The sequence below is a fragment of the Lysinibacillus sp. BNK-21 genome (assembly GCF_048684915.1).
Classification (GTDB): Bacteria; Bacillota; Bacilli; order Bacillales_A; family Planococcaceae; genus Lysinibacillus; species Lysinibacillus capsici.
This window is the reverse complement of the sequence record NZ_JBLQTS010000001.1, coordinates 3921551-3938965: the sequence shown is the minus strand read 5'-3', so window position 1 is coordinate 3938965 and position 17415 is coordinate 3921551. Positions and strand designations below refer to the sequence as shown.

Sequence of the window (17415 nt, the reverse complement as noted above, 5' to 3'; positions counted from 1 at the left end):
ATTGCATATAGCGATATTGCAATGCCGGCTTTTTTTATTCAATAAGGGGAGAAAGTGGGGATTTCATATGACAAAGGTAGAAGTATATCGTCCAAAAAATCACGTACGTTTTGTGACAGCATCGAGTCTTTTTGATGGACATGATGCTTCAGTCAATATTATGCGACGCATTTTACAATCGAGCGGTGTAGAAGTAATCCATTTAGGTCATAATCGTTCTGTTGAAGAAGTCGTGAATGCTGCGATACAAGAAGATGCACAAGGGATTGCGGTTTCTTCTTATCAAGGCGGACATATGGAATACTTTAAATATATGTATGATTTACTGCGTGAAAAAGGAGCACCACATATTAAAATTTATGGCGGTGGTGGAGGAGTTATTTTACCTCGTGAAATTAAAGAGCTTCATACGTATGGCATTGCAGGGATATTCTCACCAGAGGATGGCCGTGTTTTAGGGCTACAGGGAATGATTAATGAACAAATTAAAGGTACAGATTTTCCTACTGCAACAGGTAATTATTTAGAGAAATTAAAGTCTTTAACGACAGAGACGCCTGAAATTTTAGCCAATCTAATAACAGCAGCTGAGTCAAATGACGATGAAGCTACGAAAGAAATGCTAGCAGAGGCAAGAAAGCTTTCAAAAGGTACGCCAGTAATGGGGATTACGGGAACAGGTGGTGCAGGGAAATCATCCTTAACGGATGAACTGATTCGCCGCTTCCTAAAAGAATTCCCAGATAAACGTGTAGCCATTCTATCAGTCGATCCAACAAAGCAAAAAACGGGTGGAGCATTGCTTGGGGATCGTATTCGCATGAACGCTATTTTTAATAACCGTGTTTATATGCGTAGTTTAGCAACACGTGGCTCACGTACAGAATTATCTGCATCAATTGGTGATGTGCTAGATGTAGTACGTGTAGCAGGTTATGACTTAATCATCGTAGAAACAAGTGGAATTGGTCAAGGTGATGCCGAAATTACTAAATACACGGATCTATCTATGTATGTCATGACAAGCGAATTCGGTGCACCTACACAACTTGAGAAAATTGATATGATTGACTTTGCAGATGTTATTGCGATCAATAAATTTGAGCGAAAAGGCTCAGAGGACGCCCTTCGACAAGTACAAAAACAATATCAACGTTCCCGCGAGCTTTGGGATGAATCACTTGATAACATGCCAGTCTACGGTACAATAGCTAGCCAATTTAATGATAAAGGCACAAATGCGTTATTCGCCGCCCTCGTTAAAATAATTAACGAAAAAACAGGTTTTAATTGGGAAACAAGCTATGAGCAATTTGCGAAAACGCAAAAGCAAGATGTTATCATTCCAAACGATCGCCGTTATTATTTACGTGAGATTACGGACACTGTCCGTGGCTATCATAAAAAAACTGAGCAGCAGGTGGCATTTGCTCGTCGACTATTCCAATTAGAAGGTGCTATTGCAGCTGTCCAAGAAAAAGCTCCAGATGATGTGCTTGTGGCATCGCTTACTTCTTTAGCAGAAGGTGTTAGAGATGAATTAACAGCAGAATCCAAGCGTATATTGGATAATTGGCAGGCATTAAAAGAAGCGTATGCTGGCGATGAGTTTGTGACTAAAGTTCGCGATAAAGAAATTCGTACCATCTTAAAAACAACTAGTCTTTCTGGCACTAAAATTCCAAAAGTAGCATTACCGAAGTTTGAAGACTATGGGGAAATCTTGCGTTGGGTTTATAAAGAAAATGTTCCTGGCGAATTCCCATATACGGCGGGTGTATTCCAATTCAAACGTGAGGGTGAAGATCCGAAGCGTCAATTTGCTGGCGAGGGAACACCAGAACGTACAAATAAACGATTCCATTATTTATCAAAAGATGATGATGCAAAACGTTTATCTACAGCTTTTGATTCTGTAACCTTGTATGGGGAAGACCCAGATTACCGTCCAGATATTTACGGTAAGGTTGGAGAATCAGGTGTATCGATCTGTACACTAGAAGATATGAAAAAACTTTACGCAGGCTTTGATTTATGTGCACCGTCTACATCTGTATCAATGACTATTAATGGACCAGCACCTATTATTTTAGCAATGTTTATGAATACAGCAATCGATCAACAAGTTCAATTACGTGAGCAAGAGCTAGGACGAACTTTGACAGTTGAAGAGTTTACCGAGACACGTGAAAAAACATTGCAAGTCGTACGTGGAACAGTACAAGCTGATATTTTAAAAGAAGATCAGGGCCAGAATACATGCATTTTCTCAACAGAGTTTGCTTTGCGTATGATGGGCGATATTCAGCAATACTTTATAGACCATAAAGTACGTAACTATTATTCTGTTTCCATTTCTGGTTATCATATTGCGGAAGCTGGAGCAAACCCAATTTCTCAATTAGCCTTCACCTTAGCTAATGGCTTTACGTATGTAGAGTATTATTTAAGTCGTGGCATGAATATCAATGACTTTGCACCAAATTTATCATTCTTCTTCTCAAATGGACTAGATCCAGAGTATACAGTAATCGGCCGTGTGGCACGACGTATTTGGGCTATTGTAATGCGTGATAAATACGGTGCTAATGAGCGCGCTCAAAAGCTAAAGTATCACATTCAAACGTCTGGGCGTAGTTTACACGCACAAGAGATTGATTTTAATGATATTCGTACAACATTACAGGCTTTAATGGCATTACAAGATAACTGTAATTCATTGCATACAAACGCCTACGATGAGGCCATTACTACACCTACGGAGGAATCTGTAAGACGTGCTATGGCAATTCAAATGATTATTACAAAAGAGCATGGTTTAGCAAAAAATGAAAACCCACTACAAGGCGCGTTTATTGTTGAAGAATTAACAGATCTTGTGGAAGAAGCGGTTCTTGAAGAGTTTGATCGTATTAATGATCGTGGCGGTGTGTTAGGTGCTATGGAAACACAATACCAACGTGGGAAAATTCAAGAAGAATCTATGTACTACGAAATGTTAAAACATTCAGGGGAGTTACCAATCATTGGTGTTAATACTTACTTGAACCCAAATCCACCTTCAGATGCTGATATAGATAATATGGAAATCGCACGTGCATCGACAGAAGAAAAAGAGACACAAATTCGTAATTTACAAGCTTTTTGGAAAGCCCATGAAGAGGAAAGTGAAGCTGCGATTGCACGTCTACAAGAAGTGGCTGTCAATAATGGTAATATTTTTGCTGAGCTGATGGAGTCAGTAAAAGTAGCAAGTTTAGGACAAATTACAAAAGCTTTATATGAAGTTGGCGGACAATATCGTCGTAATATGTAAGCAAGGTTGATCAAAACTTCTTGTTTTCTATTCAAGTATCATGCTTCTCTAATTTCTAGTGTCTAGTCTTAAGATTAGGCACTTCTTTTTATTTTCGTTATAATAGAAATGTAAAAAAAGGGGAGGCGCAGTAGAGGATGAAATCAGCTATTCACTACATAATTATATTAGCTTTAGTATTGGGAGCCTTTTTCCTGTATAATAAGCAAATTGGCGCTATTCCTTTACTACTATTATCTGTCTATTTGTTTTATCTTGGAATAAAAAAAATGCGTAATATAAAAAACAGTAATTGAAGCTAGCAAAGGGGCTAAAACTTTGTATATAATGGGTATTATGCTTATTGTATGGAAAGAACCTTTTGCGTGGCCTTTTTTGCTGCGCTTGGAGAATAAAGCACCATGTAATTTTAAAACGTCCATTGTGATGAGGGAAAGGAAGTGCACGAATTGAATTTTCGTGAAATGACAAAGGAACAATTAACAGAAGAATCGTTAATTAACTTAGCTTATGCAATTTTAAATGAAAAACGTGCCTCAGTGTCTTTTAATGATTTATTAAAATTAATTCAAGAGCTTGTGGGCTATAGTGATGCAGAAATGAAATCCCGTCTGTTACAATTTTATACAGATATCAATATTGATGGTCGCTTCTTATATAATCAAGAAGCAGGCTGGGGCTTACGTGAATGGTTTAAAGTTGAGCAAATCGAAGAAGAAACAGCTCCTTCTGTTAAGACTCAAAAGAAAAAATCTAAAGCTGCCTTTGATGATGAAGATCTTGATGAAGATGTAGACTTAGATGAAGAAGATATCGACTTTGATGAAGACTTTGAAGAGTTCATTGATGAAGAAGAACTTGATGAAGAAGATGATGAAAAAGAAGATATCGACTTTGACGATGAAGAACTAGAAGAAATTGATGAAGAAATCGATGAAGAGTTTATTGATGAAGAGGAAGAAGAATTTGAGGAAGAAGAGGAAGAGATCTAATACAGTACACTTAGAATTTTCTTTCTTTTAAGCTAGAAGCAAAAAATCTTGACTTCTATCACGGTTACGTTTAATCTTTTACTTGGGCTCCTTAAAAGAAGGAGAAAGACCGTGTATATAATACGCTCCCCCTGCAAACCTATGCAGGAGGAGCGTTTTTTTGTTTTTAACTTTAATCATTTTAGTTCTCCCATACTTTTAATACCGATATGAATATAAATGTTTTTAATTATTCATGATGTATAGTAAACGGTGACTGAAAAGTTATTAGAGTTTTATGGTTTAAAGGAAAGTGGAAAAGAGATAGAACCGATTACAGCTTCGAATCGACTACATTTTGTAGACATTCTCGGCTTTTCTTTTTTTAGGGTATTAGAATGTAAATGGTTCTGATCCCCCCTAAACGCACTAATATTTTAGAACATCATAAGGAGGAATTTATTCATGACGAAGTATATTTTTGTAACAGGTGGGGTTGTATCATCACTTGGAAAAGGGATTGTTGCAGCATCTTTAGGCCGTTTATTAAAAAATCGTGGGTTAGAAGTGACGATTCAAAAATTTGACCCATATATCAATATTGACCCAGGTACGATGAGTCCTTATCAACATGGTGAGGTTTTTGTAACAGATGATGGTGCTGAGGCTGATTTAGACTTAGGACACTATGAACGTTTTATTGATATTAACCTAGGGAAACATTCTACAGTAACTTCAGGTCGTGTTTACCAATCTGTATTACAGAAAGAACGTCGTGGAGATTATAATGGTGGAACAGTCCAAGTAATTCCTCATATTACAAACGAAATCAAAGATCGTATCCAACGTGCTGGTCGTGAAACAAATGCAGATGTTGTGATCACAGAGGTTGGTGGAACAGTAGGTGATATTGAATCATTGCCATTCCTAGAAGCCATTCGCCAAATGAAAACAAATTTAGGGCATAACAATGTAATGTATATTCACTGTACACTTATTCCTTATATTAAAGCAGCTGGTGAACTTAAAACAAAACCTACACAGCATTCTGTTAAAGAATTACGCTCTTTAGGTATTCAGCCAAATATTATCGTAGTTCGAACTGAACAAGAAGTACCACAAGAGATGAAAGAGAAATTAGCATTATTCTGTGATGTTCAACCACATGAAATTATTGAATCTCGTGATGCTGAGCATTTATATGAAGTACCATTAAACCTACATGCGCAAGATATAGATGATATCGTTTTGGATCATTTTGGTATGGAAGCTCCAGAAGCAGATATGGAAGAATGGCGTGACCTTGTAGAAAAAGTGAAGAACTTACCAAATAAAAGAAAGGTAGCATTAGTAGGGAAATACGTAGAACTACAAGATGCTTACATTTCTGTAGTTGAGGCATTAAAGCATGCTGGATATGCATTTAATTCTGATATTGAAATTGACTGGATTAATGCAGAACACGTTGATGCTAACAATGTGGCCTCGCTATTAAAAGGTGCTGACGCTATTTTAGTACCAGGCGGCTTTGGTGATCGTGGTGTTGAAGGTAAAATCTTAGCCACACAATATGCACGTGAAAATAATGTTCCTTTCCTAGGCATTTGTTTAGGTATGCAATTAGCAACAGTAGAATTTGCACGTAATGTACTTGGCCTAAAAGGTGCTCATTCTACAGAGCTTGATGCAAATACGGAGTATCCAATTATCGACTTCCTACCAGATCAAAATGATACTGTAGATATCGGTGGTACTTTACGTTTAGGTTTATACCCATGTAAATTAAAGGATGGTTCAAAAGCTAGCCAAGCCTATGGTAAAGAGCTTGTTTATGAGCGTCATCGTCACCGCTATGAATTTAACAATGAATATCGTGAGGCAATGGAAGCAGCTGGCCTTGTCTTCTCAGGTACAAGTCCTGATGGCAAATTGGTTGAAATTATTGAGCTACCAGAAAACAACTTCTTTGTAGCATGTCAATTCCACCCAGAGCTAGTGTCACGTCCAAATCGTCCACAACCATTGTTCCGCGATTTTATCGGCTCAACATTTAAATAATCAAAAAGAGTTGTCTCGTTAAATACGAGACAACTCTTTTTAATTTGCTGACTACAATTCTTCTTCATCCAACCCAAGCATTTCATCATAAGCAATTTTGACAGCTTCATATACAAAGAGTCCTGCAAGCGCATGTGGTACAACAATACGTTGACCTAGATCATTTGGTATTAAACCGCCTTTAATGCGTGTAGAAACATACGTATAGGCTAAATCAGCAAGAGGGTTATCTACACTAGCTGCTTCACTAGCTATAGCAGCAAAGGGAATAAATTGCGTATTTAATTTTTGTGCTAAGACGAGTGCTTCTTCATCATATGCACTACGAGTAAAAATGCAAACCCGATCAGCTTCTGTTAAGCTTGTGTCTGTAGTCCAAGGTGCTAACTTGCTAAAGGGTTCGACTGCTTGAAGTGCATTTAATGCCACAACCTGCATTTCTCCAAAGCAAGCAAAATAGACATTTCCTTCGCCGATTGCGGCTTGTGCTAATAACCTTGCTGTTTCCTCGATAGCATCTTCTTCATTTTGTATAATTCTTTGTAATAATCCACTTAATTGTGTTGTTAGAATTTTTGACATGTTCCCACCTCTATTCATATTATAGGGGGTAAAAGGTAGAAAGCAAAAGCAGATAATTTATAATACTAGAAGGTATTAAGCTGAAAAAGGAGAATTATACATAATAAAGAAAGTTTTTGTGTAAGAATAAAACTAAAAAGGGCGGAATGCGATGTGAAACGATTACTAATTGTCGATGATCAGCAGGGAATTCGTTTACTTTTAAATGAAGTGCTGAAAAAGGAAGGATATATTACATATTTAGCAGCGAATGGTTCAGAGGCATTAAAGTATGCAGACGAACAAGAGATGGATTGTGTTTTACTGGACATGAAAATTCCAGGAATGGATGGTATTGAAATTTTGAGACGTTTAAAAAAGAAGTTTCCGAAGCTGCCTGTTTTTATGATGACAGCATACGGAGAATTGGATGTTGTGCAAGAAGCGTTAGAATTAGGAGCCATTCGTTACTTTACAAAACCGTTTGATATTTTCGAAGTGCGTGATGAAGTAAATAAAGCTTTACAAGTTTAAAAAGCAGGCAGTGGACACACGGCCTGTTTTTTTATGTTGATTAATAGCTCCTGCTTTTCAGGTGAGAGGACTTCGTTACGTAACACTTCACTTTCGGGTAGAAAATAATAGCCCCTGCTTTTCAGGTGAGAGGACTTCGTTGCGTTACACTTCACTTCGTCACCCCTGCCGCTACGTTACACTCCGCTTTCGGGTAGAAAATAATAGCCCCTGCTTTTCAGGTGCGATGACTTCGTTGCGTTACACTTCACTTCGTCACCCCTGCCGCTACGTTATACTTCGCTTTCGGGTAGAAAATAATAGCCCCTGCTTTTCAGGGGCTATGACTTCGTTACGTAACCCTTCACTTCGTCACCCCTGCCGCTACGTTACACTCCGCTTTCGGGTAGAAAATAATAGCCCCTGCTTTTCAGGGGCTATGCAGACTGTAGACAAACTCAATGAATTTTGAGTTTGCCTACAGTCTTTTTTCTTTTACAATAAAATAAAGTAAAGCCGTTGATTTCCACTACGGGCGGACGCTTTCCGCGGGCGGGGTCGAGCTGCTTCCCTCGCTTCGCTCAGTCCAGGATCTCGACTTTCCCGCTTTTCCCGCAGGAGTCGCCACCCTTCGTTCCAATCAACTTCTACATAAATAATTCCTTATTCATCTATTGATAAAAAGTACACTTTCGAGGTGATCAACCATGATGACGAAAAATCAAATCAATGAACGTGAACAATTAGAAATGCTAACGATTGATCAATTAGTTCCCCAAGATCATTTAGTACGAAAACTAGAGGCGGCTATTGATTTTTCATTTATCTATCCTTTAGTAGAAAACCTCTACTCTGCCAAAGGACGCCCTAGTATTGATCCTGTTGTTCTCTTTAAAATGACGTTTATTCAGTACGTTTTTGGTATACGGTCCATGCGTCAAACCATCAAAGAAATTGAAACGAATATGGCGTATCGTTGGTTTTTAGGATTTGGCTTCCAGACAGAAGTCCCGCATTTCTCTACCTTCGGTAAAAATTATGTCCGTCGCTTTCAAGACACTGATATATTTGAGCAGATATTCTATCGTATATTAAAAGAGATTATGCATCAAGGACTCCTCCATGCAGACCATTTATTTATCGATTCTACGCATGTGAAAGCGAGTGCGAATAAACGAAAGTATGATAAAAAAGTTGTGCGAAAAGAAACACGGGCTTATGAAGAGAAACTTCAATTAGAGTTAAATATTGATCGTGAGGAACACGGAAAAAAGCCCTTTTCCCCGGAGAAATTTGAAAAAGAAGAATGGAAAGAAATAAAGGAAAGCACGACAGATCCTGAAAGTGGATATTACGTGAAGGATGAACGTACGAAACAGTTTGCGTATTCTTTTCATGCAGCGACAGATGAAAAGGGCTTTGTCTTAGGTGCCATTGTGACTCCGGGAAATGTGCACGATAGCCATGTATTGCAGCCACTTGTTGAAAGAGTCATTCAAAACGTTCAAAAACCAATCGCTGTTGCGGCAGATGCAGCCTATAAAACACCAGCGATTACGAACTTTTTATTAGAGAATCAAATGTTGCCTGTTCTTCCGTATACACGACCTAAAACAAAAGATGGATTCTTCCGAAAGCATGAGTATATATATGACGAGCATTATAATTGTTATCTTTGCCCACAAGGGCAGATATTGAAGTATGCAACTACGACGAAAGAAGGATATCGGCAATATAAATCGAATCCTTTGATTTGTGCGAAGTGTCCAAGCCTTTCCCAATGTACAGAAAGTAAGCATCATCAAAAACTCATTCAACGCCATATCTGGGAGTCGTATGTGGAGGAAGCTGAACATTTACGCCATTCCTATGACATCAAACAAATTTATGCAAAGCGCAAAGAAACGATTGAGCGTGTCTTTGCCGATGCAAAAGAAAAGCATGGTATGCGATGGACAACCTTAAGAGGTCTGAAAAAATTGTCCATGCAGGCGATGCTTACTTTTGCTGCCATGAATTTAAAGAAACTGGCTACTTGGACGTGGCAGGCAGCTTAAGAAGGTATCTATGCTCGAAGAGTATGTTGAATTTGGTAGTATATTACCAAATGTTAAAGATAAAATAGGAAGAAAAATGACAAAAGCCCATCGAAAGTGAACTTCTCGATGGGCTTTTGTCTACAGTCTGAATAGCCCCTGCTTTTCAGGGGCTATGACTTCGTTACGTTACACTTCACTTCGTCACCCCTGCCGCTACGTTACACTCCGCTTTCGGGTAGAAAATAATAGCCCCTGCTTTTCAGGGGCTATTATTTTTGCTATGATTGAGGAGCATGTTTATGTAGAAAGAATAGTCCTATGAGGAGGATTTTTAGTATGGCATTAGTATCTATGAAAGAGATGTTAATTAAAGCAAAAGCAGAAGGTTATGCTGTTGGTCAATTCAACATTAATAACCTTGAATGGACTCAGGCAATTTTACAAGCAGCTGAAGAAGAAAAGTCTCCAGTGATTCTTGGTGTTTCTGAAGGCGCAGGTAAATATATGGGCGGATTTATTTCTGTTGTTCATATGGTAAAAGGTTTAATGGAATCTTACGGTACTACAGTTCCTGTAGCAATTCACCTTGACCATGGTTCTAGCTTTGCAAAATGTAAAGAAGCAATTGATGCAGGCTTTACTTCCGTGATGATTGATGCATCACATCACCCATTTGAGGAAAATGTGAAAATTACTTCAGAAGTAGTAGAATACGCACATGCTAAAGGTGTTTCTGTGGAAGCAGAATTAGGAACTGTTGGTGGAGATGAAGATGGCGTAATCGGTGGTATTATTTACGCTGATCCAGAAGAATGTCGCAAAATGGTTGAACTAACTGACATTGACTGCTTAGCGCCAGCACTTGGCTCTGTACACGGTCCTTACAAAGGAGAGCCAAACTTAGGCTTTAAAGAAATGGAGGAGATCTCTAAATTGGCAGACCTTCCACTTGTTTTACATGGTGGTACAGGTATCCCAACAAAAGATATCCAACGTTCTATTTCGTTAGGTACGGCAAAAATTAACGTCAATACTGAAAATCAAATTGAAGCAACAAAAGTAATTCGTGAAATTCTGGACAACGACAAAGTTGTTTACGACCCACGTAAATTCCTTGGTCCAGCACGTGAAGCCATCAAAGCTACGGTTATTGGTAAAATTCGTGAATTTGGAAGTGCACAAAAAGCATAATTTTTGCATTTAATATGTTACAAAAGCATAGATAAATACACATAATAAGAGAAGTGTTGATGCTTTCAATCGACCTTCTCTTGTTTTTGAAATAAAGAAATTTTGGAAAATATTTAATAATATAAGAAAAATGATCAGGAGGAAATAATATGAAATTTTTCATTGATACAGCAAACTTTGAAGAGATTAAAGAGGCACATGCATGGGGTATTTTATCAGGAGTAACGACAAACCCATCGTTAGTGGCTAAAGAAGAGAATGTTTCTTTCCATGATCGTCTTCGCGAAATCGCTGAGCTTGTTGATGGCTCTGTAAGTGGGGAAGTTATTGCACTTGATGCAGAAGGTATGATTAAAGAAGGTTTGGAATTAGCTGCGATTGCGCCAAACATCACAGTAAAGCTTCCTATGACACCAGCTGGATTAGAGGCATGCCGATTCTTTGCAAACAAAGGAATTAAAACAAACGTGACATTAATTTTTAGTGCTAACCAAGCATTAATGGCTGCGCGTGCAGGTGCTACATACGTATCACCATTTATCGGCCGTTTAGATGACATTGGTCAAAATGGTGTTGAGTTAATTGAAACAATTGCAGATATTTTTACAATCCATAATATCGATACACAAATTATCGCTGCCTCTGTCCGTCACCCGCAACACGTTACAGCAGCGGCTTTAGCAGGTGCACATATTTCAACTACTCCGTTTAAAGTATTAAAGCAGCTTTTCCACCATCCATTAACTGAAAAAGGAATTGAAGGATTTTTAGCGGATTGGAATAAGAGAAAAGGCGAATAATAAGATTATAAAGTGTGCAAATTGCAAAAATACTACTTTCCAATCATGAGGGAGAACGCAAAATGGATGTTTATAAAATTACTGGCGAAAATCGTCTACAAGGTACAATTAAAGTTAGTGGCGCAAAAAATAGTGCAGTCGCCTTAATTCCTGCATCAATTTTGGCGAACTCTCCAGTGACTATTGGAGGGATACCCGAAATTTCAGATGCTTGGACGTTAAAGGCTCTACTAGAGGAAATTGGTGGAGAAGTTTCATTTGAGAATGGGAAAATGACAATCGATCCAACAGAGATGATTGCATTGCCCTTACCAAACGGCAACGTTAAAAAGTTACGTGCTTCTTATTATTTAATGGGGGCTATGCTTGGACGTTTCAAAAAAGCAGTTATTGGTTTACCTGGAGGCTGTTTTTTAGGACCTCGACCTATTGATCAACATATAAAGGGCTTTGAGGCTTTAGGAGCTAAAATTACTAATGAACACGGAGCCATTTATTTACGTGCAGATGAATTGATAGGGGCAAAAATTTATTTAGATGTGGCAAGTGTTGGGGCTACGATTAATATCATGCTTGCTGCTGTCCTTGCTAAGGGACGTACTGTCATTGAAAATGCTGCAAAAGAACCTGAGATAATTGATGTGGCGACACTTCTAACAAATATGGGTGCCAATATTAAAGGTGCAGGTACAAGTGTCATTCGTATCGAAGGCGTAGAAGAGCTACATGGTACTGAACATACGATTATACCTGATCGCATTGAGGCCTCTACATTTTTGATTATGGCTGCAGCAGTTGGTGATGGTATAACAATCGATAACGTTATTCCACTTCACTTAGAAGCAATTATCGCCAAGCTTCGTGAAATGGGTGTGAAAATTGAGATTGGTGAAGAAAGTATTTATGTACCAAAAACAGACCTCTCAACATTACAGGCAGTGGATGTCAAAACATTGGTATACCCTGGATTCCCAACGGATATTCAACAACCGCTTGCCGTGTTAATGTCACAAGCATTCGGTTCCTCAAAAGTAACAGATACTATTTACACAGCTCGTTTCAAGCATATTGATGAGCTTCGTCGTATGAATGCAGATGCTCGTGTAGAAGGAAACACAGCAATTATTAAAGGGCCGAGTAGATTACATGGCTCAACTGTCACAGCTACAGATCTTCGTGCTGGAGCAGCTTTAGTGTTAGCTGGACTCTTAGCAGAAGGAGAAACTGAGATTCAGGATATCTATCATATCGAACGTGGCTATAGCTCACTTATTGAGAAATTACGTGATTTAGGCGCTGATATTCGACGTGAAACAATTGTGGCACGTGTAGCTGAGACAAAGGAATAATGAGAGCTAAAAGTTTTCAACCAATTATGTTACAATAGAGGTAATTTGAATGTTTTGGCACGAAAAGGTGCCCATAACGGGAGGCAAAGCAACAATGGAACGTAGTTTATCGATGGAAGTAGTACGAGTAACAGAAGCAGCAGCAATCGCATCCGGGAAATGGATGGGGCGCGGTTTGAAAATTGAGGCAGACGATGCAGCAACAACAGCGATGCGCAAAATGTTCGATACAATTCCAATGCATGCTACAGTAGTAATTGGTGAAGGCGAAATGGATGAAGCACCAATGCTTTATATTGGTGAAGAACTTGGTTTACGAAATGGTGGTCCTAAAGTAGATATTGCAGTAGATCCTTTAGAAGGTACAAACATTGTAGCAAAAGGTACAAATGGTGCTATGACAGTTCTTGCTATTGCAGATAAAGGGAATCTGTTAAATGCACCAGATATGTACATGGAGAAAATTGCTGTAGGACCAGAAGCGGCGGGCAAAGTGGATATCAATGCTTCCGTCACTTATAACTTATTACAAGTAGCAAAAGCTAAAAATAAAGATATTTCTGATGTTGTAGCTACTCTTTTAGATCGACCACGTCACCAAGCGATTGTTGATGAAATTCGTGAGGCTGGTGCACGTATTAAATTTATCCAAGATGGCGATGTTGGTGCAGCAATCAATACGGCTTTTGATGAAACAGGCATTGATATTATGTTTGGAACAGGTGGTGCACCTGAGGGTGTTATAGCAGCAGTAGCTTTAAAATGCCTTGGTGGTGACTTCCAAGCAAAACTAGTACCAGAAGATGAAGAGCAATTAGAACGCTGCACAAAAATGGGTGTGGATGTTGAAAAAGTTCTTTATTTAGATGACCTAGTAAAAGGTGACGATGCTATTTTTGCAGCGACAGCAGTAACAGATTGCGAGCTTTTAAAGGGTGTTCAATATAAAGGTGCTTATGCCTTAACTCATTCAGTAGTTATGCGTGCTAAATCTGGTACGGTTCGCTTTGTTGAAGGCCGTCACGCTCTTGAGAAAAAACCTAGATATTAATGTTATTTTCTTCTAAAATATACCTAGTACATCTATTGTGCTAGGTACCTTCTTCTTTAAATAACCATCCCATATTTTTAAGGCAATGTTTAGTTATATGGTGGAAGTATTTCAATAGATATTATTAAAGGCAACCATATAAGCGTTAGCAGAGCCAATCGTAAACTTCAATGATAACCCCATTAAATTGAATTATATTTTGAAAAAGACTGGAGTTGTGCATATGTCTGCATTGACAATCGCTCAATTAGAAAACATGACGTTAAAAGAGCTTTACGCCCTTGCACGCCAATATAAAATTTCTTATTATAGCAAGCTAACGAAAAAAGAATTGATATTTGCTATTTTGAAAACGCGTTCAGAGCAAGAGGGCTATTTCTTTATGGAAGGCGTACTAGAAATTGTTTCGCAAGAGGGCTTCGGCTTCCTTCGACCAATCAACTACTCACCAAGTAAAGAAGATATTTATATTTCTGCATCCCAAATCCGTCGCTTTGATTTGCGTAATGGGGACAAGGTGTCAGGAAAGGTGCGTCCACCGAAGGAAAATGAGCGCTATTATGGCCTATTACAAGTAGATGCTGTCAATGGCGAAGATCCTGAAGTAGCGAAAGAACGAGTTCATTTCCCAGCACTAACACCTTTATATCCAAATCGACAAATTAAATTAGAAACAACACAACGCAATTTATCCACACGTATAATGGATTTAGTGGCACCAGTAGGCTTTGGACAACGTGGATTAATTGTAGCTCCGCCAAAGGCAGGGAAAACGTCTTTATTAAAAGAGATTGCGAACGCTATTACAACCAATCATCCGCAAGCGGAGTTAATTGTCCTATTGATTGATGAACGACCTGAGGAAGTGACAGATATTGAACGTTCTGTCAATGCAGATGTTGTCAGCTCAACATTTGATGAAGTACCTGAGAACCACGTCAAAGTGGCTGAAATAGTATTAGAACGCGCACGACGTTTAGTGGAACATAAACGTGATGTAATTATTTTAATGGACTCTATTACACGTTTAGCTCGTGCTTATAACTTAGTAATTCCACCAAGTGGACGTACACTATCTGGTGGTATTGATCCTGCTGCATTCCATAGACCGAAACGTTTCTTTGGTTCGGCTCGTAATATTGAAGAAGGCGGCAGTTTAACAATTTTAGCAACGGCTTTAGTAGATACAGGTTCTCGTATGGATGAAGTTATCTATGAAGAATTTAAGGGAACAGGGAACTTAGAGCTTCATCTTGATCGTCAGTTAGCGGAACGCCGTATATTCCCTGCGCTTGACATTCGTCGTTCGGGTACACGTAAAGAAGAGCTTCTTCTGGAACCAGAACAACTTGAAAAGCTATGGGCAATTCGTAAAACGTTTTCTGATGCACCTGATTTTGCAGAGCGCTTCCTGAAAAAAATACGTACAACAAAATCAAATGAAGAATTTTTTGAAAAGCTAAACGAAGATATGAAAAAAGCAACAAAGGGTAAGGGACTTTTATAAAGGGCATCACCATTGACAATCAAATTGTCAGTGGTGATTTTTTTTTGTATATGTTTATTTTATAAATGTATATTGAAATTGATAATCATTATCAATATAATGGTAAGTAAATATGTGTTCTGAAGGAGACGAAGATGAATTATGATGCCTATATGCTTCTTTGGCAAAATGCATTTATCCAGTTGAAGCAAATCGATTACATAAATAAATCAGACATTCATGTGTCAAAGGTTTTAACATATAGCTCGTTTCTTATCGTCACAGCAGGCGGTGCACAGATTGTCATTGATGATCAATCTTATCATGTGCAGCGCTTCAGTATTTTTCATCTAGGTAAATCTCAATCTCTTCACATTAGGGCACAGCAGAGTGTTAGCTATTTTCTCATTAGCTATAAAGGAGATGTCATGTACAAAGATGCCTTTATGCAGCATTTGCACATGCACTATCAACCATTCCAAACACATTTCTCTTGTGTACCCGCAAATCCGATAGTCATTCACAGCATCCTTCAGGATATGTATAGCAAATGGCAATCTGGCTCTATACAGGAGCATTTATCTGTAAGGGCATCCTTCTATGAGCTTATCTATCATGTCTTTCGAGAATTAGCAGAAGGACAAGGGAAACCACATGAAATTGATAAGGCAGAAGCCGCACGATTATTTATAAAGCAACACATTCATCAACCATTATCTATCCAGACATTAGCAGATATGCTTCAGATTAGTACACGACATTTATTACGCATCTTTAAAGCTCGCTATGAAATAGGTCCACAAATATATTTACAACAATTAAGAATAGAGCAGGCTAAGCAGTATTTATTAACCAATCAATATGGCATAAAAGAAATTGCCATATCTCTTGGATTTGAAGATGAATATTATTTTAGCCGTGCTTTTAAAAAAGCAACAAAACTGGCTCCAAGTAGCTTTAGGCTGAAATATGCATCTAATATGTCCGAAATTGCCATTACAAATGAGAATCATTTTCAATACAATAATAATCAGCTCGCGCAAGCAAAACGATTTGAGAATGGAGAAAATGAAATCATGATGAAGAAGATGATTCACCATATAAAGCTACCTTTTTTATTAAGCCTGTTCGTTTTACTGACAGCTTGTAATGAAGAGACAAGCCAATCTAAGGTTGATGAACCAACTTCGCCCGAGAAGGCAGAGACTAGAACCGTAACAGATGATAGTGGACGCGAAGTAGAAATTCCAATGCAGGCAGAGAGAGTCGTAACTGATTGGTATCTGGGGCAAATTTTAGCGTTAGATGTTGTACCAGTTGGAGGCGTAACGGCTAACCTTGATTATGCTGCTTTCTTAAAGCAACACTATAAGGATGGTGAAATTACGAATATTGGTACAGATGGTAAGGTGTCATTAGAAAAAGTTTTAGAGTTAAAGCCTGACTTGATTATTACTTGGAATATTGAAGATGTAGCGAAATATGAAAAAATTGCCCCGACAATTGTCTTCGCTGAAGATACCCATCAATCAGCGATTGAGGAGATTAAGGCAATGGGGAATTACTTAGGAAGACAAGAAGAGGCTAAGGCCTTTACAAAAGAATTTGAAGATCGGATCGCAAAAGCTAAAGAAAAAATCATGGATGTGATTCCAAAAGGATCTACATTTACTATTTATGAAATGTTTGAAAAAAATGCAACGATTATAGGGAAATCTAGTGTATCGGGCGGTAGAGCGCTCTATCAAATTTTGGGCATGAAACCTCAAGAAAAGGTGCAGGAGATTTTTGATACAAAGGAAGCAAGTAATGGACGTTATGAGATTTCCTATGAGGTAGTAGGTAACTATGTAGGTGACTATAACTTCATGATTAATTTCTTTAACAAAGATGGCCAGTTGCCAGCAACATGGACAAACTTAGATGTCGTTAAAAGTAATCAAGTATTAGAGCTTCCATCTGAATATTATTTTGCTTCTGATCCGCTCTCTGGCTTACACCAAGCTGAAGAACTAGCTGATAAAATAGTTGAATTTACAAAGGCTCATCAACAATAACTGAGATAACAGGAGAGCTATTG

At 38.3% G+C, this 17415-nt stretch carries 12 protein-coding genes; 11 read left to right on the top strand and 1 reads right to left on the bottom strand.

Features of this window, described 5'->3' with window-relative positions:
• Positions 1-67 precede the first annotated feature (67 nt).
• From icmF to ACMGGO_RS19850, 3 genes are all read left to right on the top strand, one after another.
• Positions 68-3316, top strand: coding sequence for a fused isobutyryl-CoA mutase/GTPase IcmF (gene icmF, locus ACMGGO_RS19860; protein WP_048393735.1), 3249 nt, complete (start codon positions 68-70; stop codon positions 3314-3316).
• A gap of 449 nt (positions 3317-3765) precedes the next feature.
• Complete coding sequence (gene rpoE / locus ACMGGO_RS19855; protein WP_103117419.1) at positions 3766-4308, top strand: DNA-directed RNA polymerase subunit delta; 543 nt, start codon at positions 3766-3768, stop codon at positions 4306-4308.
• A 444-nt stretch (positions 4309-4752) separates the two neighbouring features.
• A complete protein-coding gene (locus ACMGGO_RS19850; RefSeq protein ID WP_048393729.1) occupies positions 4753-6345 on the top strand; it encodes a CTP synthase in 1593 nt (530 codons plus the stop codon).
• Between the two features lie 51 nt (positions 6346-6396).
• Here ACMGGO_RS19850 and ACMGGO_RS19845 read toward each other — a convergent pair whose 3' ends face one another.
• Entirely contained in the window at positions 6397-6927 is a 531-nt protein-coding gene (locus tag ACMGGO_RS19845) for a DUF2529 family protein (RefSeq protein WP_054548562.1), read from the bottom strand.
• 153 nt (positions 6928-7080) lie between these two features.
• Between ACMGGO_RS19845 and ACMGGO_RS19840 the strand changes: the two genes are divergently transcribed.
• From ACMGGO_RS19840 to ACMGGO_RS19805, 8 genes are all read left to right on the top strand, one after another.
• Positions 7081-7440: a response regulator gene (locus tag ACMGGO_RS19840; protein WP_004269444.1), complete on the top strand. Its 360-nt coding sequence runs from the start codon at positions 7081-7083 to the stop codon at positions 7438-7440.
• A gap of 686 nt (positions 7441-8126) precedes the next feature.
• The gene (locus ACMGGO_RS19835) at positions 8127-9476 is read left to right on the top strand and encodes an IS1182 family transposase (protein WP_279494186.1); all 1350 of its coding nucleotides are present in this window, start codon (positions 8127-8129) and stop codon (positions 9474-9476) included.
• 318 nt (positions 9477-9794) lie between these two features.
• On the top strand, positions 9795-10649 hold the full coding sequence (locus ACMGGO_RS19830; RefSeq protein ID WP_004269446.1) for a class II fructose-bisphosphate aldolase: 855 nt from the start codon (positions 9795-9797) through the stop codon (positions 10647-10649).
• Between the two features lie 149 nt (positions 10650-10798).
• Positions 10799-11449 (top strand): fructose-6-phosphate aldolase, encoded by a 651-nt coding sequence (gene fsa / locus ACMGGO_RS19825; protein WP_004269447.1) that lies wholly within the window; start codon positions 10799-10801, stop codon positions 11447-11449.
• 62 nt (positions 11450-11511) lie between these two features.
• Entirely contained in the window at positions 11512-12798 is a 1287-nt protein-coding gene (locus ACMGGO_RS19820; protein ID WP_048395599.1) for a UDP-N-acetylglucosamine 1-carboxyvinyltransferase, read from the top strand.
• Positions 12799-12892: 94 nt separating this feature from the next.
• Positions 12893-13849 (top strand): class II fructose-bisphosphatase, encoded by a 957-nt coding sequence (gene glpX / locus ACMGGO_RS19815; RefSeq protein ID WP_004269449.1) that lies wholly within the window; start codon positions 12893-12895, stop codon positions 13847-13849.
• Positions 13850-14072: 223 nt separating this feature from the next.
• Positions 14073-15356 (top strand): transcription termination factor Rho, encoded by a 1284-nt coding sequence (gene rho / locus ACMGGO_RS19810; RefSeq protein ID WP_016992739.1) that lies wholly within the window; start codon positions 14073-14075, stop codon positions 15354-15356.
• Positions 15357-15490: 134 nt separating this feature from the next.
• Positions 15491-17392, top strand: coding sequence for a helix-turn-helix domain-containing protein (locus ACMGGO_RS19805; protein ID WP_319839905.1), 1902 nt, complete (start codon positions 15491-15493; stop codon positions 17390-17392).
• The last annotated feature ends 23 nt before the right edge of the window (positions 17393-17415 follow it).